Origin of the sequence: Nonomuraea sp. NPDC001831, from assembly GCF_042892035.1 — a bacterium.
Taxonomy (GTDB): Bacteria; Actinomycetota; Actinomycetes; order Streptosporangiales; family Streptosporangiaceae; genus Nonomuraea.
Genome location: NZ_JBIATU010000018.1, coordinates 82,075 through 105,610 on the forward strand (window position 1 = coordinate 82,075; position 23,536 = coordinate 105,610).

Consider the following 23,536-nt stretch of genomic DNA (forward strand, 5'->3'; position numbering starts at 1 on the left):
GGATGCCTCATGACAATCCCCCGCGGCCCGGCGATCATGCTCGCGCTCGGCCTCGTGCTGCTGCTGGACGTGTTGAGAGTCTTCCTCCCGTCGTTGATCACCCTGTTCGGCCGCGCGGGCGAGACGCCGCCGGAGCTGATGGGCCTCTACGCCGCCGCCTGGTTCATCCTGCCTTTCCTGGCGCTGTTAGCCAAGCCGCGCCACGCTCTGCTCGGCGGCGCCGCGGCGCTGGTCCTCACCAGGATCCTGCTGCAGGCGGGCGTGAGCCAGCTCTACGTCGCCTCCGCCGGCGTCACCGCGGGCCTGGTCTTCCTGTACGGCTGCGCCCACGCCGTCCCGCGCCGGGCGGTCCCCGTCGGCGTCATGGGCGGCCTGAGCCTGTCGCTGATCGTCCACCTGCTGCTGGACGGCGTGGACCTGGTCTGGCGCGACGGCCTGCTCCCGTGGCTCGCGGTGCTCTCGCTCTGCGCCGCCTTCCTGAGCCTCCTGCGCCCGCCGGCCGCCGAGGTGGACCGCGCGCCCGCGCTGACGTGGTTCCTGCTCGGCCCGGCGATGCTGCTGACCGGCGTCGCCGCCACGGGCTGGGCCAAGCCGGAACAGGGCCCGGCCGATCTGTGGCAGGTGCTGGCGGGCACCGGCCTGCTCGCCGTCGTCCTGGTCATGGTCGTGGTGGTGGCCGCCCACCCGCCGCTGTCGCCGGTCTTCGACGTCATCCTCGGGGTCCTGCTGGTGGCCTTCACGGTGCTGCTCGCCCTGTCGGCGCCCTACGCCGCCGTGCTGGTGATCAGCTGGCTCGGCTCCCTGCTCGCCGGAACCGCGCGGCCGGACCGTCCCGCCGGGCGACGTCCTGGCGTGGCCGTGCTCGGGGGCGGGCTGGTCTTCTTCGTCGGGCTGTTCGTCTACTACGCGGCCTACGACATGAACCTCGGCTTCCCCAACGGCCTGGTCCTCGTGGCGGCGGCGGTGCTGGTGGCCGTCCTCAGCGTCGTGACGGCCCTGGTCAGGCACTCGCCGCGGCCGGTCGCGCTGGTCCGCATCGGCTGGCTGCCGATGGCGGTCGCCGTGCTGCTGGTGGGGCTCGTCACGCTCGGGGCGCCGTCCGCGCCGCCCGTACGGGCCAAGCAGGGCGACACCTTCACCCTGATCGCCTACAACATCCGCATGGGCTACGGCCTGGACGGCCGCCTGTCGCTCGACAGGATCGCGGCCTGGGCCGCCGCCCAGAAGCCCGACGTCGTGCTGCTCAGCGAGGTGGACCGCGGCTGGCTGCTCAACGGCGGCCACGACGACCTGGCCAGGATCGCCCGCGGCCTCGGCATGCGTTACCACTTCGCGCCCGCCGCCGACCAGGTGTGGGGCGACGCGCTGCTCACCAACCTCCCGGTCAGGCAGGTGCACTCCCACCCCCTGGGCGCCCACGACTACCCGACGGGTGCGCAGGCCCAGACGGTCGTCCTGGAGGTCGGCGGCAGGGAGGTGGGCATCGTCAACACCCACCTCCAGGCCCCCGACGGCCAGGCCCCGGAGGTGGCCGCGATCGTCCGGGCCCTGGCCGCCGGCCGGGACGCCGAGGAGGCCGGGCACCGCGCCGCCGGAGCCGGGGAGCAGGTGAGGCGGCCGGTGATCCTGGCGGGCGACCTCAACACCCGGCCCACCGATCCGGCCATGGCGGTGCTGAAGGCGGCCGGGCTGAGCGACCCGCTGACCGCGTTCGGGGACCCGCCGACCTCGCCCGCCGACGCCCCCAAGGAGCGCATCGACCACGTGCTGCTCACCAAGGGATTGACGGCGATTTCCGGTCAGGCGCCGAGGTTGCCGTATTCGGATCACCTGCCCGTTCTGACGACCTTGCGCCTAACCAGTGTTGACCAGGAGGGATAATCGAGAACATGCGCCTTTCCGCTCGTGTCGACTACGCCCTCCGTGCCGCCGCTGAACTCGCCGCAGCCGGCGCGGGTCCGACTACCGTGGGTGAGCTCGCCAAGGAACAGGACATGCCTCCCAAATACCTGGAGAACATCCTGCTCCAGATGCGCCGCGCCGGCCTCGTGCGCGGCCAGCGGGGTCCCGAGGGCGGCTACGTGCTGGCCCGGCCCGCCGCGAACATCTCGCTCGCCGACGTGATCAGGGCCGTCGACGGGCCGCTGGCCAACGTGCGCGGCGAGCGTCCCGAACACGTCGGCTACCGAGGCCCGGCCGAGTCGTTGCAGCAGGTGTGGATCGCGTTGCGGGCCACCGAGCGGGCCATCCTGGAGGAGGTCACGCTCGAGCAGGTGGCCACGGGCAGCCTTCCCGAGCGCGTCCGCCAGCTGGCCGCCGACCCCGCCGCCTGGGACTGACGCCGGCCGGTGGCGGCGGCGGGCGCCCTCGGGCCCGTGGCCGCCGTCCCGGCCGGGAGGCGGGTACCTAGACTGGAGGGATGCCCGAGGGAGACGCCGTCTACCGCACCGCGGCACGCCTGCGCGGCGCGCTCGACGGCCGCGTGCTGACCAGGTCGGACTTCCGCGTCCCGCGGCACGCCACCGCGGACCTGAGCGGCCGTACGGTGCTCACCACCGTCTCCAGGGGCAAACATCTGCTGACGCGGGTCGAGGGCGGCCTGACCGTGCACACCCACCTGCGCATGGACGGAAGCTGGCGGGTCATGCCCGCGGGGCGGCGCACGGCCGGCGGCGACCAGGTGCGGCTGATCCTGGCCAACGCGGAGTGGCAGGCGGTGGGGCTCAAGCTCGGCATGGTCGACCTGGTCACGACCGCCGACGAGGAGCGGCTGGTGGGGCACCTGGGGCCGGACCTGCTGGGCGCCGACTGGGATCCGGGCGAGGCCGTGCGAAGGCTACGAGCGGCACCGGACAGGACGATCGGCGAAGCGCTGCTCGATCAGCGCAACCTGGCGGGGATCGGCACGATCTATCGCGCCGAGACCCTGTTCCTGCGCGGGATCTGGCCGTGGCGGAAGGTCGGGGAGATCGAGGATCTCGAAGGGCTCGTCACGCTGGCCCACCGGCTGCTGGAGGCCAACAAGGGGCATGGCGGCACGGTGACGACAGGTGATCGCCGCCCGGCGAACCAGACCTGGGTCTACGGCAGGGCAGGGAGACCCTGTCGCCGATGCGGCACGCGCATCAGCCGCGGGGAGATGGGGGCACAACCACAGGAAAGGCTGATCCTGTGGTGTGGTGGCTGCCAGCCGCGTTAGGCCGCCACCATGTCCTTGACCTCGGGGAACACGGTGTCGCCGATCGAACCGGGAACCGTCTCGGCAAGGGGCAGTCGCTCGTGCTCGGGCATGTCGGCCAGCACAGGCGCGGCCTGGAGCTCCGCCAGCGCGAACTGGTCGGAAACCTCACGCAACACCTGCGAGAGCGGCACTCCCAGAGCACCACAAATGGACGCAAGCAGCTCTGACGAGGCTTCCTTCTGGCCACGCTCGACCTCGGAAAGATAACCGAGCGAGACACGCGCCAGCGTGGACACCTCGCGTAGCGTGCGCCCCTGACGCACCCGCAACCGCCTCAGCACGTCACCGAGCAGCTGACGCAGCAGAATCATCTGTCGCTCCCTCCCCGGCGTGGATGTCTTCACCACGCCCCGCGCGATCGGATCGTGCCGCACATTGGTCTTCTTGGCTTCGTACATACTCCTCGCCGTCATCATGGGGCGTCGCCTCCCCGGGTCTGCCGCTCGTGCCTGGTCGCGCGACTCATCAGGCCCGCCTGCCGGGCGCTCGGTGCTTGCAGTTGGCTCACGGACCTCACTCACAGCTCCACCGTACCCGTATCCACCGACACCGCGTCAGACCGTGCTTCGCATGTTCGCTCGGGACGTAACACGGTAATCATCCGGAATGTTCCCCTTTGTTGGCCTTCAGCACACCTGCGAGGAGATCGACTGCCTCGTGCACCGTCCTTACCCGGATACGTTCGCGCGACCCCTCAAGGCTCAACTCACGCACCAGGTTCTCCCCGCCCGGGCCGTGGACCGCGGCGTACACCAGGCCCACGGGCTTTCCGTCCTGCGGTTCGGGGCCGGCCACACCCGTCACGGCCAGCCCGTATCCCGCCCCGCACACCCGGGCGACCCCTTCGGCCATCGCCGCGGCCACCTCGGGATGCACGGCCCCCTCGCGCCGCAGCAGCTCGCCGGGCACGCCCAGCAACTCGTGCTTGAGATCGGTGGCGTAGGAGATCACCCCGCCCCGGAACGCCTTGGACGCCCCCGAGACCGACGTGAACGCGGCCCCGATGAGCCCGCCGGTCAGCGACTCGGCCACCGCCACGGTGGCGCCCTGCCGCACCAGCAGGGCCAGGACCTCGGCCACGTCCGTCATCGTTCAGCTCACTCCCCACGCGCCCGTCTGGCCACCTGGCGCAGCTTGACCGCCCGTACGAGATAGTCGACGCCCGTCGCGACGGTCACGACCAGCGCCGCGCCCATCACCACCCATCGCAGCGGGTCGGGCACCCCCGGCAGGATGTAGAGCACGATGGCGGCGATCTGCAGCACGGTCTTGACCTTGCCGCCGTAGCTGGCCGGGATGACCGCGTGCCGCAGCAGGACCAGCCGGAGCAGGGTGATGCCCAGCTCGCGGCCCAGGATCACGATCGTGACCCACCACGGCAGCTCGTCGAGGATCGACAGGCAGACCATCGCCGCCCCGGTGAGCGCCTTGTCGGCGATCGGGTCGGCGATCTTGCCGAAATCGGTGATCAGCCCGTAGCGGCGGGCCAGCTCGCCGTCGAGATGGTCGGTGATCGAGGCGACCCCGAACACCCCCAGGGCGGCCAGCCGCCAGCCGGTGCCGGGCAGGAACAGGCATGCGACGAAGAAGGGGACGAGCGCCAACCGGAGGACCGTGAGGACGTTGGCGATGTTCCACGGGCTCACCACGCGGCGCTCGTCCCTGGTCATGGACTGGCCTTGATGCGCGCGATCAGGTCAACCCCCTCGGCGTCGACCACGACCGCGCGCACGATCTGTCCCTTGACCAGGCCGATGCCCTGGACCGTCACCGAGCCGTCGACCTCCGGGCCCTGGTGGGCGGCCCGGCCCTCGTAGCCGCCGTCTCCCAGGTCGTCGTCGATGAGCACGTCGACCTCCGTGCCGATGCGCTCCTCCGCGCGCTGGGCGGTCAGTTCCTCCGCCAGCTCGGTGAGCACGCGCACCCGCTCGTCGATGACCTCCTGGTCGAGCTTGCCCGGCAGGTTGGCCGCCTCCGTGCCGTCTTCGTCGGAGTAGCCGAACACGCCGATCACGTCGAGCCTGGCCTGCTCCAGGAAGCCGACCAGCTCGCCGAACTCCTCCTCGGTCTCGCCCGGGAAGCCGACGATGAAGTTGGAGCGCACGCCCGCCTCGGGAGCGCCCTTGCGCACGCTCTCCAGGAGGCCGAGGAAACGCTCGGGGTCGCCGAAGCGGCGCATCCGGCGCAGGACGCCGCCGCTGGCGTGCTGGAAGGACAGGTCGAAGTAGTCGGCCACGCCCTCGGTGGCGGTGATGACGTCGATCAGCCCCGGCCGCAGCTCGGCGGGCTGCAGGTAGCTGACCCGCACCCGGTCGATGCCCGGCACGGCGGCGAGCTGCGGCAGCAGCTTCTCCAGCGCCCGCAGGTCGCCCAGGTCCTTGCCGTAGGAGGTGGAGTTCTCCGAGACCAGGACGAGCTCGCGCACGCCGCGATGAGCCAGCCAGTCGGCCTCGGCGAGCAGCTCGTCGGGGTTGCGCGAGACGTAGGCCCCGCGGAAGGCCGGGATGGCGCAGAACGTGCAGCGCCGGTCGCAGCCGGAGGCCAGCTTGAGCGAGGCGACCGGGCTCTCGTCGAGGCGCTTGCGCAGCACGCGCGGGCCGCTGGCGGGCGCCAGCCCGTCGGGCAGCTCGCCGTGGCCCGGGATGCCGGTCTTGGGCGCGCTGCCGCGCTCGACCGGCGAGATGGGCAGCAGCGTGCGGCGGTCGCGCGGCGTGTGCGGCTTGAGCGGACGCCCGGCCAGCACGTCGTCGAGCCGGCCGCCGATCTCGGTGTAGTCGTCGAAGGAGATGACGGCGCTCGCCTCGGGCAGTGCCTCGGCCAGCTCGTTGCCGTAGCGCTCGGCCATGCAACCCGCGGCCACCACCTTCGCCCCGGAGTCGGCGGCGGCGAGCAGCGTGTCGATGGAGTCTTTCTTGGCCGAGTCAATGAAGCCACACGTGTTGACGACGACGACGTCGGGGTCGTCGTCGCCCAGCTGCCAGCCGGCAGCCTCTAGTCGCGCGGCCAGCTCCTCGGAGTCGACCTCGTTGCGCGCGCAGCCCAGGGTGATCAGCGATGCGGTTCGGCGGGATGACATGGTGAACACTACGGTATCGGGAGTTGGCCACCACCTGATGCACGGCCTCCCCGCCGGACTACCGCGGAGGCGACGCGTCGAGGCCGAACGAGCGGGTCACCATCTCGCCCCGGCCCCCGAGTTTGTCCACCTTCTTGCCGTTGACCTGCAAGGACACCGCTCCGGCGTCACCGAGGAGCAGGCTGACCTTCTCCGCGGCCCGCCAGGTCGAGCTGTCCCCGGCCTTCAACATCCCGGCGAAGAGCATCCGGCCCTGACCGTCGCGCACGTTCACGTACGACGTACGTCTGGCCTCGATCCGCAGGGTGACCATGCCCTTGCCCGCCTTGCCCTTGCCCGCCGCGGCCCTGGGGCCCTCGGTGATGGGCGTGTTCGGCGGCACGCTGGGCTTGGGCGTGATGGCGTGCACGTCGGCGGTGCGCACCTGGTCGCTCGCGCCGCCGAGCACGCGCACTGTGCCGAACACCACCACGACGGCCAGCGCCACGCCGAGCGCCATCGTCCAGTTGGGCCCCCGGCGTTCGCGCAGGGCGAGCGTGCGGTCGGCCTGGAACACCGCGGCGGCGCGGACGGGCTGCGGCGGCCCGCCGTACTGCTGGTCGAACAGGTGGACCGTGGCCTCGGGATCGAGCCCGACGACCTTGGCTATGGCCTTGACGTGACCGCGGGAGTAGAACGCGCCCCCGCACTGGTCGTAGTCATCCTGCTCGATCCGGTTGATGATCGTTTCTCTGATCCGGGTCGCCGCGCTGACCTGCGCGACCGTCAATCCCGCCGCCTGCCTGGCCGCTGCCAGCATGGCCCCGATGCTCTGTTCCTGCACAGCGAACGCCTCCCCACCACGACAGTGCGTAGTGGTTCATATTCAATCAGTTATCGCCGTGGAACCGTGCATTGGGGTCATTCGCCACGCAGGTCGGCCAGCAGGCCGGGCAGATCGTCCGGTTTCACCAGCACTTCCCGGGCCTTGGAGCCTTCGCTGGGGCCCACCACGTTGCGGCTCTCCAGCAGGTCCATCAGCCGTCCGGCCTTGGCGAAGCCGACCCGCAGCTTGCGCTGCAACATCGAGGTCGAGCCGAACTGGGTGGTCACGATCAGCTCGGCGGCCTGGATCAGCAGGTCGAGGTCGTCGCCGATCTCCTCGTCGATCTCCCGCTTGACCGGCGCGGCGGCCACGTCGTCGCGGTACTCGACCTGCATCTGCTCCTTGCAGTGCGTGACGATCTCGGCGATCTCCTTCTCCGAGACGAACGCGTTCTGGATCCGGATGGGCTTGCTCGCGCCCATCGGCAGGAACAGCGCGTCACCCTGGCCGACCAGCTTGTCCGCCCCCGGCTGGTCGAGGATGACCCGCGAGTCGGTCAGCGACGACACCGCGAAGGCCAGCCTGGACGGCACGTTGGCCTTGATCAGGCCGGTGACGACGTCGACCGAGGGCCGCTGGGTGGCGATCACCAGGTGGATGCCGGCCGCGCGGGCGAGCTGCGTGATGCGCACGATCGAGTCCTCGACGTCGCGCGGGGCCACCATCATGAGGTCGGCCAGCTCGTCCACGATCACCAGCAGGTACGGGTACGGCTGGTAGACCCGCTCGCTGCCCGGCGGCGGCACCAGCTTGCCCGCGCGCACGGCCTTGTTGAACTCGTCGACGTGCCGGAACCCGCTGGCGGCCAGGTCGTCGTAGCGGCGGTCCATCTCGCCCACGACCCATTCCAGGGCCTCGGCGGCCTTCTTCGGGTTGGTGATGATGGGCGTGATGAGGTGCGGGATGCCCTCGTAGACGCTGAGCTCGACGCGCTTGGGGTCGACCAGCACCATGCGCACCTCGTCGGGGGTGGAGCGCATGAGGATGCTGGTGATGAGGCCGTTGACGCAGACCGACTTGCCGGCGCCGGTCGCGCCCGCGATGAGCAGGTGCGGCATCTTGGCGAGGTTGGCGACGATGGTCCGGCCCTCGACGTCCTTGCCCAGGCCCACGATCATCGGGTGGTGGTCGGCCTGGGCCACCTGGGAGCGCAGCACGTCGCCGAGCGCGACCAGGTCCTTGTCGGCGTTGGGGATCTCGACGCCGATCGCCGACTTGCCGGGGATCGGGGACAGGATCCGCACGTCGGCCGACTTGACGGCGTAGGCGATGTTCTTGGTGAGGGCGGTGACCTTCTCCACCTTGACCGCCGGGCCGAGCTCGATCTCGTAGCGGGTGACCGTCGGGCCACGGGTGAAGCCGATCACCTGCGCGTCGATGGAGAACTGCTCCAGCACGCTGGTCAGCGCGTTGACCACGGTCGTGTTGGCCTTGGTCTGCGGCTTGGGCGCGGTGCCCGGCTTGAGGAACTGCAGGTCGGGCAGGCTGTAGGGGCCCGCCTGCGGCGACAGCACGAGCTGCTCGACCTTGCGCGGCGCGGGCGTGGGCTCCGGCGGCTCCGGCCTGCGCTCGGGCACGGACGGCTCCTCGTCCGCGGGCCCGTCGACGAGCCCCGGCACGATCTCCGGCGAGTGGTCGGCCAGCTTGTCCTTCTCGGCGATGACCGGCGTGTCGTACGGCTTGACCGTCTCGGCGCCCTCGGCCTCCGCCTTCTTGGCCCGCGGCCGGCGCTTGGCGGGCTCGCGCGGCGCGAGCGGCTCGGCGTGCCGCTCGAACAACATGTGCCGCAGCTCCGACAGCCGCTCGGGGATGCGGTGGACGGGCGTGGCGGTGATCACCAGCACGCCGAACCCGGACAGGAGCAGCAGCAGCGGGATCGTGATCCAGGACGGCAGGATGCTCATCGGCGGCGCCGACACGATGAAGCCGATCATGCCCCCGGCGGCCGACACCTTGTCCATGCCCTGCCCCTGGCCCGCCGGGTAGGGGGTGTCGTTGGCCACGTGGATGACGCCGAGCACGCCGACCATGAGCGCGCTCCACCCGATGACCATGCGGCCGGTGTCGGCGTTCTGGTCGGGGTGGCGCAGGTAACGCCAGGCCAGCAGGCCGAGCAGCAGCGGCAGCGCCCAGGCCAGTGAGCCGAACACGGCGTGCACGACGGTGTTGACGACGCCGGAGACCGTGCCCTCGGGGTTGCGCCAGGTCATCGCGGCCAGCACGATCGCGCCGGCCAGCACCGACAGGCCCACGCCGTCGCGCCGGTGCGCGGGGTCGAGCTCGCGGGCGTTCTTGCCGAGCGCGCGGGCGGTGCTGCCGATGCCGTTGGCGAGCAGCATCCACAGCCCGACGATCAGCTTGCCGATCATCGTGAAGACCCAGCTGATCGGGTCGGGATGGGTCACGGAGGACTTGCGGCCGGAGCTCGCGGCCTTCGGCCTCGGTCGCCCCGCCGCCGTGGCCGGCCGCTTCGCGGGGGTCGATCGAGGCGAGGTCGACCGCTTCGCCGGCCCCTTCGATGCGCTTTTCGGCGTACGGGTGGCCATGATGCCAAAGGTACGTCGGAGACGGCGTCGCACGCGCGAAGACGCGCCGTGCGCCCGAAATGTCCGACTGTATTCATATAGATGACTGATCACGTTCAGTGGCGTCGTGCAGGTTCGCGGTCATGACGTACACGCTGATCCATCTCACCGACGTCCATGTCGTACCCGAGGGGCCGCTGCACGGCTCGGCGGACCCGGTGGGCGCCCTGCGGGCCGCGCTGGCCGCCGTCCTGGCCTCGGGGACGGACGTCGCCGCCGTCGTCCTGTCGGGGGACCTGGCCGACCAGGGGGACCTGGCCTCGTACCGGCTGCTGGCGGAGGCGGTCGGGCAGGCCGCGGGGGCGCTCGGCGCGGTCGTCGTGACCGCCATGGGCAACCACGACGAGCGCGCGGCCTTCCGCGCGGGCCTGGCCGGGTTGAACGCCGCCGCCCGGCCGCGCGTCGAGGAGGGCCCCTGGGACGCCGTCACGATGGCGGGCGGCCTGCGCCTGGTCGCGCTGGACACCTCCGTGCCCGGCCGGCACCACGGCGAGCTCGACGACGACCAGCTCGCCTGGCTGGCGGACACCCTGGCCACGCCCGCGCCCGACGGCAGCGTGCTGGTGCTGCACCACCCGCCGATCCCCAGCGTGCTGCCCCTCATGGACGGCATCGGCCTGCGCGAGCCGGAACGGCTGGCCCGCGTGCTGGCCGGGACGGACGTGCGGCTCGTGCTGGCCGGTCACACGCACAGCGCGAGCGCCGGCACGCTGGCCGGAATCCCGGTCTGGGTGGGCCCCGGCAGCGCCTACGCCGCCGACACCATGCCCCCGGCGGGGCGCACGCGGGCGCTGCCGCTGCAGGCGTTCACCCGGGTGGACCTCGGCCCGTCAGGGGCGCTCGCCACGCTCGTGCCGCTGTCGGCCGCGCCGCCGGTCTACGAGCTGGACACCGAGGTCCTGCTCAGTCATATCGGGTGACGAACGAGATCATGTCGCCGCGGCAGCGCCGCTCGACGTGGCACAGGGGCTGCCCCTCGTGCGTGAGCAGCCCCTCCCGCACCAGCACCGCCTCGCCCGCCTGCATCTCCAGCATGCTCTGGTCGTGCAGGTCGGCGGGCTCGGCCGAGATGGCGTGCCAGGCGTAGCGGTAGGCGTGCCCGGCGGCCTCCAGCGAGGCGAGCACGCCCGCCTTGGCGTCGAGGCGCAGCCCGGCCAGCTCGGGGGCCAGGCGGTAGCGGCTGAGCACGCAGGGCCGCTCGGCGTGGCGGAGCAGGGTGGTGATCTCGTGCACGACGCCGCCGGGCAGCCGCAGGTGTCCGGCCGCCACGGGATGCGCCGTCTCCGCGCGCTCCACGACCCGCTCGCCGCCGCCGAACACGCCCGCCATGCCCGCGATGTCCGAAGGGCGGTGCCGGCGTGTCTCGGGGTCGACGGAGACCTCGATCCGGCGCGGCGCCCGCCTGACGAAGCTCCCGAGCCCCTGCCGGGTCTCGACCAGGCCGGCCTTGCGCAGCTCCACCATCGCCTGGCGGGCGGTCAGCCGGTGGACGCCGTAGCGCTCGGCCAGCGCGTCCTCGGTGGGCAGGCGCTCGCCCGGCGCCAGCTCGCCCGACTCGATGGACCTGCCGAGGACTTGGGCGATCTCCCGGTAGCGGGCTTGTCGTGGCACGTGAACACCTTAAAGGTGCCGCAGGGTTCATCCTCCGGCCACATGCGGGCAGCCTTCCCGCAGACCGTCCACTCATATATATGACCCATGCCCCTCCTGAACCTCCGGGACGTCGCCACCGCGACCTCCCTGCGTCCGGGCGTGCTCTACCGCTCGGCGCAACCGCACACCCTCAGCCCCGACGACGCCCGGCTGGTCGCCGGCCTCCGGCTCATCGCCGACCTGCGCGGCGACGACGAGCGCCGGCCCGGCGACTGGGCCGGCCTGCCGAACGGCGCCGTCCGTCACGCCGCTCTCGGCACGGGCGGCGACTCCTCCCCCGCCCGGCTCGCGGCGCTGCCCGCCGACCTCGACCTCGGCGACCTGTACGTCGGCCTCCTCCACCACCGGGCCGCCTGGTTCGCCGAGGTGGTCGCCGAGATCGCCGACGGCCTGCCCGCGCTCGTGCACTGCGCGGCCGGCAAGGACCGGACCGGCATGGTCGTCGCCCTCATCCTCGACCTGCTCGACGTGGACCACGAGGCCATCGTGCGCGACTACGCCCTGACCGCGCGGGCGCTCCCCGACGTCCTGGCCATGCTCGGCCTGTCCGGGACTTCCGGGGCTTCCGGGGCTTCCGGGGCTTCCGGGGCTTCCGGGGCTTCCGGGGCTTCCAGGGCTTCCAGGGCTTTCGGGGGCATTCCGGCCGCGCTGCTCGACGCGCCCGAGAGCGCGATGCGCACGTTCCTGGCCGCCCTGGACGACCTGGGCGGCGCCGAGAGGTTCCTGCTCGCCCACGGCCTCACCGCCGCCCGGATCCGGCGGCTGCGCGCCGCCCTGCTGCCATGACGCTCACCCGGGAGCCGGTACGCCTGCGCCGCGGCCTGGTCGCCGCCATCGGCCTGGCCGAGCTCTGCTACGCCGCCGCCGGCGCGCTGCCCCTCGTCCTCGGGCTCGGGCTGAAGATCCAGGAGATCGCCCCGGCGGGCAAGGAGACCACGCTCGGCCTGGTCACCGCCCTCGGCGGCGTGGCCACCGTGATCGCCAACCCGATCTCCGGCCACCTGTCGGACCGGACCGCCGGCCGGTACGGCATGCGCCGCCCCTGGATCCTCGGCGGCTCGCTCACCGGCCTGGCCGGCCTGCTGCTGCTCGCCATGGCCGGCTCGGTGCCCCTGGTCGCGCTCGGCTGGATCGTCGCCGTCTGCGGCTACCAGGCCATGGTGGCCGGCCTGACCGCCACCGTCGTGGACCAGTTCCCGCCCGAGCGCCGGACACGGGTCGCCGGCGTGTTCTCGATGTGCAACATCGTCGGCGTCGTGCCCGCCATGGTGGTCGCCCAGGTGTTCAAGGACTCGCTGGTCACGGCGTTCGCGGTGTGCGGGGCACTGGCCGTGGCCGCCGCGCTCGTGTTGTGGGTGGCGCTGCCGGACCGCCGGCTCGATCCGGCCGGGCGGCGGCCGGTGAGCCTGCGCAGCCTCGCCTCGGCGCTGCTGGTGCTGCCCGCCGGGGCGCGCGACTTCCGGCTGCTGTGGATCCAGCGGGTGCTGGTCAGCATCGGGTTCGCGTTGATCTCGTCGTACTCGCTCTACTACCTGCAGAGCCGTCTGCAGATGGCGACCGCGGCGGCGACCGCTCTGGTGGGCCTGACGACGATCGTCAGCACGCTGCTGTCCGGCCTGCTGGCCTACCTCGGCGGGCGCTGGGCGGCCAGGATCGGCAGGGGGCGGCCGTTCGTCCTGTGGGCGACCGTGATCCTGGCCGCCATGCTGCTGCTCAAGGCGGCGACCGCGAGCGTGGCCGTCGTGGTGCTGGTGGCCGTGGTCTCGGGGGCGGCGACCGGCGTCTACTACGCGGTCGACCTCGGCATGGTGACCCAGGTGCTGCCCGACGAGCGCGAAGCCGGGCGCTTCCTGGGCGCGTTCGCGATGGCCAAGCACCTGCCGTCGGCGGTCGCGCCCGCGCTCGCGCCGGTGCTGCTCGGCGTCGGCCGCGACCCCTTCGCCCCCGGGCCCAACTACTTCCTGCTCTTCCTGGCCTGCGCGGTCGTGACGGCCGCCGCGGCGCCGCTGGTCGGCCTTCTGCGGGACGTGCGTTAGCCGGGAGCACCTTCTTCACAACCTGAGGTATCAACGGCACCCATCTGACACTCTGACTGTGACCGAACTGCCACAACGAGTGATGTTCTAGGACGCACAGTGGACACGACCAGAGTGTCGAGCACAGCCTTCGACGGCACTCCGCACGCCCCGGCGCACGCGCGCCGCTTCATCCGCCAGGTGCTCGGCGAGTGGCGCCTCAGCCACCTGACGGAGGACGCGGTGCTGCTGACCAGCGAGCTCGTCACCAACGCCGTGGTGCACGCGGGCACCGGCATCGAGCTGACCTGCCGCCTCGACGTCGCGGCGAGCCCGGCCAGGCTGGAGATCGAGGTCGACGACCACCGGCCCGGCAGGACGGTCCCGACCCCCGAGGCCATGTCCACCGACCCCGCGCGCACGTCCGGGCGCGGGCTGGCGCTGGCCGCCATGCTGGCCGACGCCTGGGGGGTCACCTACACCAGGACCGCCAAACGGGTGTGGGTCCGCATGGAGCTGACCGACGGGCCCGACCACCAGGAGGTCATGGTCGGCACGCCGGGCCTGGCGCCCGCCACCGTGGCCGCGCCCATCGAGGGGCTGCACGTCGGGGTGCTGCTCGCCGACGGCGACGGGACCGTGCTGTCGTGGAACTCCGAGGCCGAGCACCTGCTGGGCTGGACGTCCGAGCAGGCCGTCGGCAGGCCGCTGGCCGACCTGGTGGCCTGGCGCGGCCACGGCCCGTACGCGATGTCCCTGGCCGGCACCTTGTCCCTGGGCCGCTGGCGGGGCGAGGCGCGCATGCGCCACCTCGACGGCCGGCTGATCCCCGTCTACGTCTCCCACGTGCGCAGCCGCGGCGGCCCGGAGGAGCGGCGGTCGATCTGGATGATGGTGGCCGGCGACCACCGTTACGTGCTGACGCCGCCGGCCGCGCCGCTGCGCAGGGAGGCCGGGCGGCGGATCAAGGACCTGCTCGACCGGGACATGCCGTTCGCGGAGCTGCTGGACACCATCGCGCGGATCGTCCAGACCAGCAGCGGCGGCGACGCGGCGTACGTGCTGCTGGCCGCCGAGGGCGGCGACCGGTTCGGCGTGGCGGCGGGCGCGGGCGCGACGGCGGGGCTGGTCGGCGTGCTGGCCGCGGGCGTGTTCGGCCCCGACGGCAGGACGCCGTCGATGATCGACGACCTGCTGGCCGGCGACGTCGAGCTGGCCCAGCAGCTGCGGGCCAGGTCGCTGGCGTGCGCGCCGATGAGCGTGGGCGGCGAGGTGACCGGCTACATCGTGGTGACCGCGGCCCAGCCGGGCCGCTTCGACCAGGAGCTCACCGTCAGCCTGCAGCACATCGCCGATCAGGTGGCCGTGCCGGTGCAGCGCGAGCGGCTGGCCGAGCGCGAGCGCGCCCACCGGGGCCGGCTGTCGTTCCTGGCCGAGGCGGGCGAGCTGCTGGCCGGGGTGCACGACGAGGAGCTGATCGCCGCGCTGACCGCGCAGCTCGTCGTGCCCAAGATCGCGACGTGGGCGGCGGTCTACCTGACCGATCTGGCGGGCATGACCAGGCTCGCCCACGTCTGGCACAGCGAGGAGCGTTACAACGCCAACCTGCGCAGGTCGCTGCCGGCGATCCCGCGCACCGCGCTCGACGAGGTGAGCTGGCCCGTCGGCCCCGAGACGGTGCTGTCGTTCCCGCTGCTCACGCAGGGCAGGTCGCACGGCGCGCTGGTGATCGGCCGCGCCGAGCCCACCCTGCCGCTGGAGCTGGCCGACCTGCTGGCCGACCTGTGCCGGCTGGTCGCGCTCAACCTGCACACCGCCATGCTGTACGCCCGCCAGGCGACCACCTCGCGGGTGTTGCAGCGCAGCCTGCTGCCCATGCGCGTGGCCCCCATGCCGGGCCTGGAATCCGCGGTCGTCTACGAGCCGGCCGAGGAGGGCGCCGACGTGGGCGGCGACTTCTACGACCTGTTCACCGTCTCCGACCACTGGTGCTTCGCCCTCGGCGACGTGTGCGGCAGCGGCCCCGAGGCGGCCGCGGTGACCGGCCTGGCCCGGCACGCCGTCCGGCTGCTGGCCAAGGAGCACTACACGGTCGCCGACATCCTCGACCGGCTCAACCAGGCCCTGCTGGAGGAGGGCGACGACGGCCGGTTCCTCAGCCTGCTGTGCGGCGAGCTGATTCCGCTGCCCCAGGGCGGCGCGCTGTGCACGATCGCGTCCGCCGGGCACCCGCCGCCGCTGCTGCTGCGCGCCGACGGCGCGGTCGACACGGTAGCCGCGCCGCAACTGCTGCTCGGCGTCGAGGCCGGCGCCCGGTTCTACGTCGAGACGTTCGAGCTGGCGCCGGAGGAGGTGCTGCTGTGCGTCACCGACGGCGTGACCGAACGGCGCGACGGCGACCGGCTGCTCGACGACGACGACGGCTTGTCGGCGCTGCTGTCCACCTGCCGCGGCCTGAGCGCCCACGCGGTGGCCGAACGCGTGCGGCACGCCGTCGAGACGTTCGCCCAGGAGCCGTCCCAGGACGACGTGGCGCTGCTGGTCATCAAGGCCGCGACCGAGCTGCGCGGGGTCAGGCCGTGAAGCGGTAGGCGGTCGAGGAGGTGTGGCGCTCGCCGGGCCGCAGCACGGTGGAGGGGAAGTGCGGCTGGTTCGGCGAGTCGGGGAAGTGCTGGGTCTCCAGGCACAACCCGGCGAAGGGCCCGTACGGCGTGGCGACCCCGTCGAGCATGCCGCCCGTGTAGAACTGCACGCCCGGCTCGGTGGTGGTCACCCGCATGGTCAGGCCGCCCGCGCTGACCTCGATGTCGCCGTCGAGCACGTAGCAGTGGTCGTAGGCGCCGCCCATCCGCTCGCCCACCGCGTGCGGCTCGGTGAAGTCGAAGGGGGTGCCCTTGACCGGCGCGAGCTCCCCGGTGGGGATCTTGCCGTCGTCCACGGGGAGGTAGTGGGCGGCGTCCAGCCTGACCACGTGGCCGAGCACGTCGCCGCCGCCGGTCAGGTTGAAGTAGGAGTGGTTGGTGAGGTTGAGCACGGTCGGCGCGTCGGTCTCGGCGGCGTAGTCGAGGCGGAGGGCGTCGTCCTGCAGGGTGTAGGTGACCGCGGCGGTGAGCGTTCCGGGGTAGCCCTGGTCGCCGTCGGGGCTGGTCAGTTCGAGGGTGACGGAGTCGGGGGTGCGGGCGGTGATCGTCCAGACCTTGCCGTCGAAGCCCTCGGTGCCGCCGTGCAGGCTGTGGGGGCCGTTGTTGACCGGCAGGCGGTGCTCGCGGCCGTCGAGGGTGAAGCGGCCGCCGGCGATGCGGTTGCCGTAGCGGCCGACCACGGCGCCGAAGTAACGGCTGCGCGTGCGGTAGTCCTCCAGCGTGTCCAGGCCGAGCACGACGTCGAGCCCGGAGACCTCCAGCGAGCGCAGGACGGCGCCGTAGGTCAGCACCTCGGCGCGCAGCCGTCCGGACGACAGCTCCACGCGCTCGACGGTCTCCCCCGACGGCAGCGTTCCGAAGATCATGTTTGGGCCCTTCCCGTGGATTCGCGGACGATGAGGTCGGTGTCCAGGTTGATCACCGCGCCCTCGCCCTCTGACTGCAGCAGCAGGTCGACCGCCATCCGCCCGGCCACCGCCGCGGGCATCGCCACCGTGGTGAGCTTGGGCCGGCCGAGCCGGCCCGGCAGGATGTCGTCGAACCCGATCACGCTGATCCGGCCCGGCACGTCGACGTCCATCGCGGTGAGCCCTTCGAGGAGGCCCAGCGCGACGAGGTCGTTGTAGGCCAGCACGCCCGTCGCCCCGCAGGCGGCCACCTCCGGCGCCACCGCCAGGCCGCCGGACTCGGTGGGCTGGTTGGGGCCGAAGAAGAGCAGGTCGAGGCCCCGCATCTCGGCCGCGGCGGCCTGCATCTCGTTGCTGGTCCACGAGCCGGGCGGGCCGGACAGCAGGGCGATCCTGCGGTGGCCGAGCCCGGCCAGGTGCTCCAGCGCGAGCCTGGCGCCCTTGCCGACGTCCATCAGCACCGCGGGCATGCCCTTGATCCGCCGGTTGACCAGCACGAACGGCACGTCCTCGGCCAGGCGTTCGATCATCCGGTTGGACAGCCGGGGGCTGCACAGCAGCACGCCGTCCACCTGCTTGGCGAACGTGCGGATCAGCTCCTCCTCGACCCGCGGATCCTCGTCGGTGTCGGCCACGAAGACGTGGTAGTCGCGCCCCCGCGCCTGCGCCTGTGCGGCCTTGATCAGCGGCGGGAAGAAGGGGTTGGCGATGTCGGCGACGATGAGGCCGAGGTTGAACGTGCGGCCGGTCGTCAGCGCCCTGGCCGCCCTGTTGGGCCGGTAGCCGAGGTCGTCGGCGGCGGCCAGCACCCGGTTCCGCGTGGCAGGATTGACCAGGTGCGGCGCCGAGAACGTGCGCGAGACGGTCGAGACGTGCACGCCGCAGGCGCGGGCGACGTCTTTGATCGTCACCGTCATGGCCGTCCTCCTTGCAAACGGTTGCCAGAGCCAAGCCTTGACCTTCAGCGGTCCCGGCGTCAAGGTTTCTGCAACCGTTTGCCTACCAGGAGCCGCCGAGTTCGTTGAGCGTGAACACCCCGCCGGCGCGGTCGTGCACCGGGTCCGACAGGTCGGGCTCGCCCTGTTCCGCGACGAGGGCGGCGGCTTGGGGCTCGGAGTCGTCGCGGGGCTCGTAGCCGAGGCGGCGGGCCTCCTGCAGCGACCACCACCGGCGGGCGTTGCCCGAGACGCCCCACACGACGTGGTAGCCGGGCGCGACCAGCGCGGCCTCGACCAGCCGGGCCAGGTCGCCGGGCGAGATCCAGGTGGCCAGCCCGCGGGTGTCGGCCGCGCGCTCGGTGCAGGTGCCGAGCCTGATCACGGTCACGTTCATGCCGAACCGGTCGTGGTACAGGCTGCCCAGGGCCTCCATGACGACCTTGCTGACGCCGTAGAAGGTGTCGGGGCGCGGGAAGGCGTAGTCGGGCAGGTCCGAGCCGTCGCGCGGCCTGGTGTGGAAGCCGGCCGCGTGGTGGCTGCCCATGAGCACCAGGTGCCGCACGCCCTCGTTCCTGGCGGCCTCCATGAGGACCTGGGTGCCGTGGACGTTGGCGTGCACGATGTCGTCCCACGGACGCTCGCGGCTCTGGCCGCCCAGGTGGAGGACGGCGTCCACGCCTTTCATGGCCTCGGCCATGGCCGCGCGGTCAGCCAGGTCGGCGCCCGCCCATTCCTCGTCCGGGCCCGGCTCGACCGGATGGAGGTCGGACAGCCGCAGCGTGCGACCTGGACGGGCGAGCCGGGGACGGAGCAGGGTGCCGACTTTTCCCGCGGCGCCGGTCATGAGAATGCGCATGCCGACCGTTGTACACAATTCGCGGCGAATGCCGTGTCCGCGAACGCCGTGTCCGCGAACGCCGTGTCCGCGAACGCCGTGTCCGCGAACGCCGTGTCCGCGAACGCCGTGTCCGCGAATGCCGTGTCCGCGAATGCCGTGTCCGCGTAGGCGAACGGGAGGCGGGCTGATGTCTCACCATCAGGAGGCCGCCCGGAAGGCGCTTCCCAGCGGTCCAGCGGCCGGTTCGCGCGGGGTGCGGTGTCCATGTATCTGGACGGGATCCCATATTCTGACCCACCGGAAGCCGCCGCCGAGATGGGACGAGCATGGAGCCGCAGCTGGTCAAGTCCGCCGAGCGGACCGTACGCATCCTGGAGACCCTGGCAGAGTCGGCCGCCCCCCTGACGCTGTCGGAGCTCCAGCGGCGCACCGGCTTCCCGCGCAGCAGCCTCCACGCCCTCATGCGCACCCTCGTCGAGCTCAACTGGGTCGAGACCGACACGACCAGGTCGGCGTTCGGGATCGGGCCGCACGCCCTGCTGACCGGCACCGCCTACCTCGACAAGGACCCGGCCCTGCCCTTCGCCCAGGAGACCCTGGAGGACCTGCGCGACGAGACCGGCCACACCGTGCACTTCGCCCGCCGGGACGAGGCCCACGTCCTCTACCTGGCCACCCGCGAGTCGCGCGAGGCCGGGCACGTGAACCCCAGGGTGGGCCGGCGGCTGCCCGCCCACGTCACCGCGCTCGGCCAGGCGCTGCTCGCCCAGCTCACCGACGACGAGGTCGTGGCCCTGCTGCCCGACCCGCTGCGGCCGCTGACCGAGCACACCATCACCGACCTGACCAAGCTGACCGGCGAGCTCGACCAGGTCCGCGCCCGCGGCTGGGCCCTCGAACGCGAGCAGGGCACCCCCGGCGTGGCCTGCGTGGCCGTGGCGGTCGACTACCGCATCCCGGCCACCGACGCGATCAGTTGCTCGATGCCGGCCGCGCTGCCGCCCGTCGAGATCGAGCGCGTCACCGAAGCGGTGATCAGGCACACCCGCAAGCTGGCTGCCACTCTGCGCAGGGAGGGCATCCGCTAGACCCCCTCGCTGGAAGGACTGCCGATGCGGCTCGGTGGTGTTCTCTTCTTTCCCATGACCCCGTTCGACGGCGACGGCTTTCCCGTGACCCTCTTGGACGGCTTTCCCATGACCCTCTTAGACGGCTTTCCCGTGACCCCTTCGACGGCTTTCCCGTGACCCTTTTAGACAGCTTCCCCGTGCCCCCCTTCGACGGCGACGGCGCCGGCTCAAGGCCGTGGGCGGCCTGTCACGCCGTCTGCGGGCGGCCGTCCACCCGGCGCGGGATCCCGAGGGGGTTGGCGTCCTTGAGCTCGTCCGGGAGCAGCGCCTCCGGCCAGTCCTGGTACGCGACCGGCGCCACCCACCGCCCGATCGCCGTCGCCCCCACCGACGTGTACGCCGACGTCGACGCAGGCCACGGCCCGCCGTGGTGCATGGCCCAGCAGACCGCCACCCCGGTCGGCCATCCGTTCCAGATCAGCCGCCCCGCCTTCCGCCCGAGCACCTCGACGATGTCCTCGGCCTCCTCCGGATCACCGCCATGGACGGTAGCCGTGAGCGACCCCTCCAGCCGCTCCAGCACCCTCCTCAGCTCCGAAATTTCCCGATAAGTCACCACAACAGCCGCCGGCCCGAAGCACTCCTCCGCGATCCCCGGCAGCCGCTCCCCGAACGACTCCAGATCGGTCGTGAACACCTTGGGCGCCACCGCCCAGGCCCCCTCGCCCGGCCTCCCCTCCGCCAGCAGCGTCAGCTCGCCGAGCCGGCCGAGCCCGCCCAGGTACCCGTCCCTGATCCGCTCGGCCAGCATGGGGCCGCCGCTCGTCCCCTCCACCGCCGCGACCAGCGCCTTGCGCAACTCGTCGTCCTCGGGCACGAACATGAGCCCCGGGTTCGTGCAGAACTGCCCGACCCCCAGCGTCAGCGACGCCGCGAACCCGCCCGCCACCTCCTGCGCCGGCGCCGACGGCAACACCACCACGGGGTTGACGCTGCCCAGCTCCCCGTAGAAGGGGATGGGCGTCTCCCGCTCGTCGATCAGCTTCTGGATCGCCTTGCCGCCCGCCACCGACCCGGTGAACCCGGCCGCGACCACCCGCGGGTGGCGTACCAGGTCGGCGCCCGCCTGCATCCCCTGTACCAGCCCGAGCAGGTCCGGATAAGGCAAGGCATTCCGTACGATCTTCGCCACCCGCTCGGACGTGTTCGGATGCCCCGGATGCGCCTTGACCACCACGGCACACCCCGCGGCCAGCGCCGAGGCGGTGTCCCCGCCGGCCACCGAGAACGCGAACGGGAAGTTGCTCGCCGCGAACACCGCGACGACCCCGGGCAGCGGATGGTTCATCCGCCGCACGTCCGGCCGCGGCGGCGTGAGCGCCGGGTCCGCGTGATCGATGACGGCCTCCAGGTAACCGCCGTCCCTGACGACCTGGGCGAAAAGCCGGAACTGTCCGGCCGTACGCGCCACCTCGCCCCGCAGCCGTACCTCACCGAGCGCGGTCTCCCGGTCGGCGAGTTGCCACAGTTCGTCCACGTGCGCGGTGAGGGCGTCGGCGACGGCCTCCAGCGCCGCCGCCCGCTCGTCCGCCGGCGTCGCGCGCCACGCGGCGCCCGCAGCCGTCGCCGCGGAGACGATCAAGTCGACCCCGGCGCCGTCGGTCTCGGGCAGCCCGCCGCCCACGGTCTCACCGGTCCTGGGGTCGTATCCGTAGATCATCGAGTGGCCCTTCGGAGTCTTGACACTTTCTCGGCCCGATTCTTACAGTCGCAGCAGCCTGTCCACAAATCTGGCCATTGTTCACATATATGGACGGCGGTTCAGAGATGATTATCCGGCAGATCCACGTCACCCCCGTCGCCTTCCGGGATCCGCCCCTCCTGAACGCCGCCGGCGTGCACGAGCCATGGGCCCTGCGGACCGTCGTCGAGATCGTCACGGACGAGGGCATCACCGGACTGGGCGAGACCTACGGCGACCTCAGCCACCTCACCAAGGTCCGCGAATGCGCGCAGGTCCTGCTCGGGCTCGACGTCCACGCGACCAACGAGATGCACGCCCGCATCACGGCCACCGTCGGCGACGTCGTGACCGACCTGCACGGACTGACCGGCGTCGCCACCAAGGAGAAGAGCGTCGACCGGGTCTTCTCCCCCTTCGAGGTGGCCTGCCTGGACATCCGCGGCAAAGCGGCCGGCGTACCCGTCGTGGACCTGCTCGGTGGCCGCGTCCGCGACGCCGTCCCCTACAGCGCGTACCTGTTCTACAAGTGGGCGGGCCACCCCGGCGCTGACCCCGACCGCTTCGGCCCGGCCCTCGACGAGGCGTCCCTGGTGGCGCAGGCCACCCTCCTGATCACGGAGCACGGCTTCTCCTCGATCAAGCTGAAGGGCGGCGTCCTCCCGCCCGACCAGGAGATCGCCGGCATCCGCGCCCTGCACGAGGCGTTCCCCGGCATCCCCCTCCGCCTGGACCCCAACGCCGCCTGGACCGTCGAGACGTCCATCCGCGTCGGCCGCGAACTCGACGGCGCACTCCAGTACCTGGAGGACCCCACGCCGGGCATCGCGGGCATGGCCGAGGTGGCCAGGGCCGTCCCGATGCCGCTCGCCACGAACATGTGCGTCGTCACCCCCGAACACCTGCCCCCCGCCATCGCCGCCGGCGCGATCGGCGTGCTCCTGCTGGACCACCACTACTGGGGCGGACTCGTACGATCCGCGCACATCGCCACCCTGTGCCGCACCTTCGGCCTGGACCTGTCAATGCACTCCAACTCCCACCTCGGCATCAGCCTGGCCGCGATGACCCACCTGGCCGCCGCCACCCCGAACCTCACCTTCGCCTGCGACACCCACACCCCCTGGCAGGACGGCCAGGACGTGGTGCTCCCCGGCAGCCTGCACTTCGTGAACGGCGCCGTACCGGTGCCCACCGGCCCCGGCCTGGGCGTCGAACTGGACCGCGACACGCTGGCGGTCATGCACGAGCAGTACAAGTCCTGCGGCATCCGCGCCCGCGACGACACGACCTACATGCGGCGCATCGAGCCCGCCTTCTCCGCGAAGCTCCCCCGCTGGTGAACGTCACCTACGTCCACCCCTGGGACGTCATCGGCAACCCGACCACCGCCCGCCCGCCTGGCCGGGCCGGGTTGGGCCGGGTTAGTTTGGCCGGGTTGGTTTGGCTTGGCTTGGGCCGGGTTGGCTTGGCTTGGGCTGTTTGGTCTGGGTTGGGTTGGGCTGTTTGGTCTGGGTTGGGTTGGGCTGTTTGGTCTGGGTTGGGTTGGGCTGTTTGGTCTGGGTTGGGTTGGGCTGGGTTGAGCGTCGACACGATCGCCTTGGCCGCCGGCTACCACTCCACCCGGGCCGCCACCCCGCACCCCGGCACACCGCGTCCTGGACGTCCCCCATCCCACCTTCGTACCTGCCGATCCGCCCCCATGCCTGGCCCCGCCTGGTCCCCGCCGCCCTCCCGCGCCAATGCCCCTGTCGCGAAACGACCCACCGTCGCAAAGCACAGCGATGCACCCGGCACTCGTGATGTTAAAGCGCTCAAACCCACACAACGGAAAGTCCGCACGAGGTCGCTGACGCTCGCCTGTGAGCCGATGCTGCAAGCCCCCGCCTGAGCAGCAGTACCAGCCGCCTCACCCGACACCCCAACACACCTCACCGTGTCAGCCGCCGACGCAAGCCCAAGCA

At 72.1% G+C, this 23,536-nt stretch carries 21 protein-coding genes; 9 read left to right on the plus strand and 12 right to left on the minus strand.

From position 1 onward, the window contains the following. Positions 1-9: 9 nt before the first annotated feature. From ACFYYW_RS40125 to ACFYYW_RS40135, 3 genes are all read left to right on the plus strand, one after another. Entirely contained in the window at positions 10-1,881 is a 1,872-nt protein-coding gene (locus ACFYYW_RS40125; RefSeq protein WP_387657489.1) for an endonuclease/exonuclease/phosphatase family protein, read from the plus strand. A gap of 8 nt (positions 1,882-1,889) precedes the next feature. Continuing rightward, positions 1,890-2,339 (plus strand): Rrf2 family transcriptional regulator, encoded by a 450-nt coding sequence (locus ACFYYW_RS40130; protein ID WP_352323159.1) that lies wholly within the window; start codon positions 1,890-1,892, stop codon positions 2,337-2,339. A gap of 80 nt (positions 2,340-2,419) precedes the next feature. Then, a complete protein-coding gene (locus ACFYYW_RS40135; RefSeq protein ID WP_352323160.1) occupies positions 2,420-3,199 on the plus strand; it encodes a DNA-formamidopyrimidine glycosylase family protein in 780 nt (259 codons plus the stop codon). Here ACFYYW_RS40135 and ACFYYW_RS40140 read toward each other — a convergent pair. The 6 genes from ACFYYW_RS40140 to ACFYYW_RS40165 all read right to left on the minus strand — a co-directional run bounded on the left by ACFYYW_RS40140 (position 3,196) and on the right by ACFYYW_RS40165 (position 9,728). After that, positions 3,196-3,552, minus strand: coding sequence for a helix-turn-helix transcriptional regulator (locus ACFYYW_RS40140; protein ID WP_352323171.1), 357 nt, complete (start codon positions 3,550-3,552; stop codon positions 3,196-3,198). The two genes, ACFYYW_RS40135 and ACFYYW_RS40140, sit on opposite strands and share 4 nt — an antisense overlap. Before the next feature lie 286 nt (positions 3,553-3,838). After that, positions 3,839-4,330, minus strand: coding sequence for a CinA family protein (locus ACFYYW_RS40145; RefSeq protein WP_387657493.1), 492 nt, complete (start codon positions 4,328-4,330; stop codon positions 3,839-3,841). 8 nt (positions 4,331-4,338) lie between these two features. Then, positions 4,339-4,911 (minus strand): CDP-diacylglycerol--glycerol-3-phosphate 3-phosphatidyltransferase, encoded by a 573-nt coding sequence (gene pgsA / locus ACFYYW_RS40150; protein WP_352323162.1) that lies wholly within the window; start codon positions 4,909-4,911, stop codon positions 4,339-4,341. Beyond that, complete coding sequence (gene rimO / locus ACFYYW_RS40155) at positions 4,908-6,317, minus strand: 30S ribosomal protein S12 methylthiotransferase RimO (protein WP_352323163.1); 1,410 nt, start codon at positions 6,315-6,317, stop codon at positions 4,908-4,910. The genes pgsA and rimO overlap by 4 nt, the downstream gene beginning before the upstream one ends. Before the next feature lie 58 nt (positions 6,318-6,375). After that, positions 6,376-7,140, minus strand: a complete 765-nt coding sequence (locus tag ACFYYW_RS40160; protein WP_387657497.1) for a helix-turn-helix domain-containing protein — start codon at positions 7,138-7,140, stop codon at positions 6,376-6,378. Positions 7,141-7,217: 77 nt separating this feature from the next. Next, positions 7,218-9,728, minus strand: coding sequence for a DNA translocase FtsK (locus tag ACFYYW_RS40165; protein WP_352323165.1), 2,511 nt, complete (start codon positions 9,726-9,728; stop codon positions 7,218-7,220). 122 nt (positions 9,729-9,850) lie between these two features. Here ACFYYW_RS40165 and ACFYYW_RS40170 point away from each other — a divergent pair, with 122 nt between their 5' ends. Further along, complete coding sequence (locus ACFYYW_RS40170) at positions 9,851-10,687, plus strand: metallophosphoesterase (protein WP_387657500.1); 837 nt, start codon at positions 9,851-9,853, stop codon at positions 10,685-10,687. Here the strand turns inward: ACFYYW_RS40170 and ACFYYW_RS40175 are convergent. Continuing rightward, positions 10,671-11,378 (minus strand): GntR family transcriptional regulator, encoded by a 708-nt coding sequence (locus ACFYYW_RS40175; RefSeq protein WP_387657503.1) that lies wholly within the window; start codon positions 11,376-11,378, stop codon positions 10,671-10,673. The two genes, ACFYYW_RS40170 and ACFYYW_RS40175, sit on opposite strands and share 17 nt — an antisense overlap. A gap of 87 nt (positions 11,379-11,465) precedes the next feature. On the opposite strand from ACFYYW_RS40175, the gene ACFYYW_RS40180 reads away from it, so the two are divergent. From ACFYYW_RS40180 to ACFYYW_RS40190, 3 genes are all read left to right on the plus strand, one after another. After that, on the plus strand, positions 11,466-12,206 hold the full coding sequence (locus ACFYYW_RS40180; protein ID WP_387657506.1) for a tyrosine-protein phosphatase: 741 nt from the start codon (positions 11,466-11,468) through the stop codon (positions 12,204-12,206). Next, a complete protein-coding gene (locus ACFYYW_RS40185) occupies positions 12,203-13,456 on the plus strand; it encodes an MFS transporter (RefSeq protein ID WP_364391027.1) in 1,254 nt (417 codons plus the stop codon). The genes ACFYYW_RS40180 and ACFYYW_RS40185 overlap by 4 nt, the downstream gene beginning before the upstream one ends. Before the next feature lie 99 nt (positions 13,457-13,555). Continuing rightward, positions 13,556-16,018, plus strand: a complete 2,463-nt coding sequence (locus ACFYYW_RS40190; RefSeq protein WP_364391024.1) for a SpoIIE family protein phosphatase — start codon at positions 13,556-13,558, stop codon at positions 16,016-16,018. Here ACFYYW_RS40190 and ACFYYW_RS40195 read toward each other — a convergent pair. The 4 genes from ACFYYW_RS40195 to ACFYYW_RS40210 all read right to left on the minus strand — a co-directional run bounded on the left by ACFYYW_RS40195 (position 16,008) and on the right by ACFYYW_RS40210 (position 19,027). Next, positions 16,008-16,943: an aldose epimerase family protein gene (locus ACFYYW_RS40195; RefSeq protein WP_387657510.1), complete on the minus strand. Its 936-nt coding sequence runs from the start codon at positions 16,941-16,943 to the stop codon at positions 16,008-16,010. The genes ACFYYW_RS40190 and ACFYYW_RS40195 overlap by 11 nt on opposite strands. Next, positions 16,940-17,902, minus strand: a complete 963-nt coding sequence (locus tag ACFYYW_RS40200; protein ID WP_387657513.1) for a LacI family DNA-binding transcriptional regulator — start codon at positions 17,900-17,902, stop codon at positions 16,940-16,942. The genes ACFYYW_RS40195 and ACFYYW_RS40200 overlap by 4 nt, the downstream gene beginning before the upstream one ends. Before the next feature lie 82 nt (positions 17,903-17,984). Further along, entirely contained in the window at positions 17,985-18,779 is a 795-nt protein-coding gene (locus tag ACFYYW_RS40205; RefSeq protein WP_387657516.1) for an NAD-dependent epimerase/dehydratase family protein, read from the minus strand. Then, on the minus strand, positions 18,764-19,027 hold the full coding sequence (locus ACFYYW_RS40210; protein ID WP_387657518.1) for a hypothetical protein: 264 nt from the start codon (positions 19,025-19,027) through the stop codon (positions 18,764-18,766). Before ACFYYW_RS40210 ends, ACFYYW_RS40205 begins: the two co-directional genes overlap by 16 nt. A 60-nt stretch (positions 19,028-19,087) precedes the next feature. Here ACFYYW_RS40210 and ACFYYW_RS40215 point away from each other — a divergent pair, with 60 nt between their 5' ends. Further along, positions 19,088-19,849 carry an IclR family transcriptional regulator gene (locus ACFYYW_RS40215; protein WP_387657521.1) on the plus strand — a complete coding sequence of 254 codons (762 nt, stop codon included), beginning with the start codon at positions 19,088-19,090 and terminating at the stop codon, positions 19,847-19,849. A gap of 229 nt (positions 19,850-20,078) precedes the next feature. Here ACFYYW_RS40215 and ACFYYW_RS40220 read toward each other — a convergent pair whose 3' ends face one another. Further along, positions 20,079-21,551: an aldehyde dehydrogenase (NADP(+)) gene (locus ACFYYW_RS40220; protein WP_387657525.1), complete on the minus strand. Its 1,473-nt coding sequence runs from the start codon at positions 21,549-21,551 to the stop codon at positions 20,079-20,081. 107 nt (positions 21,552-21,658) lie between these two features. Here ACFYYW_RS40220 and ACFYYW_RS40225 point away from each other — a divergent pair, with 107 nt between their 5' ends. Further along, positions 21,659-22,915, plus strand: coding sequence for a glucarate dehydratase family protein (locus ACFYYW_RS40225; protein ID WP_387657528.1), 1,257 nt, complete (start codon positions 21,659-21,661; stop codon positions 22,913-22,915). Positions 22,916-23,536 lie beyond the last annotated feature (621 nt).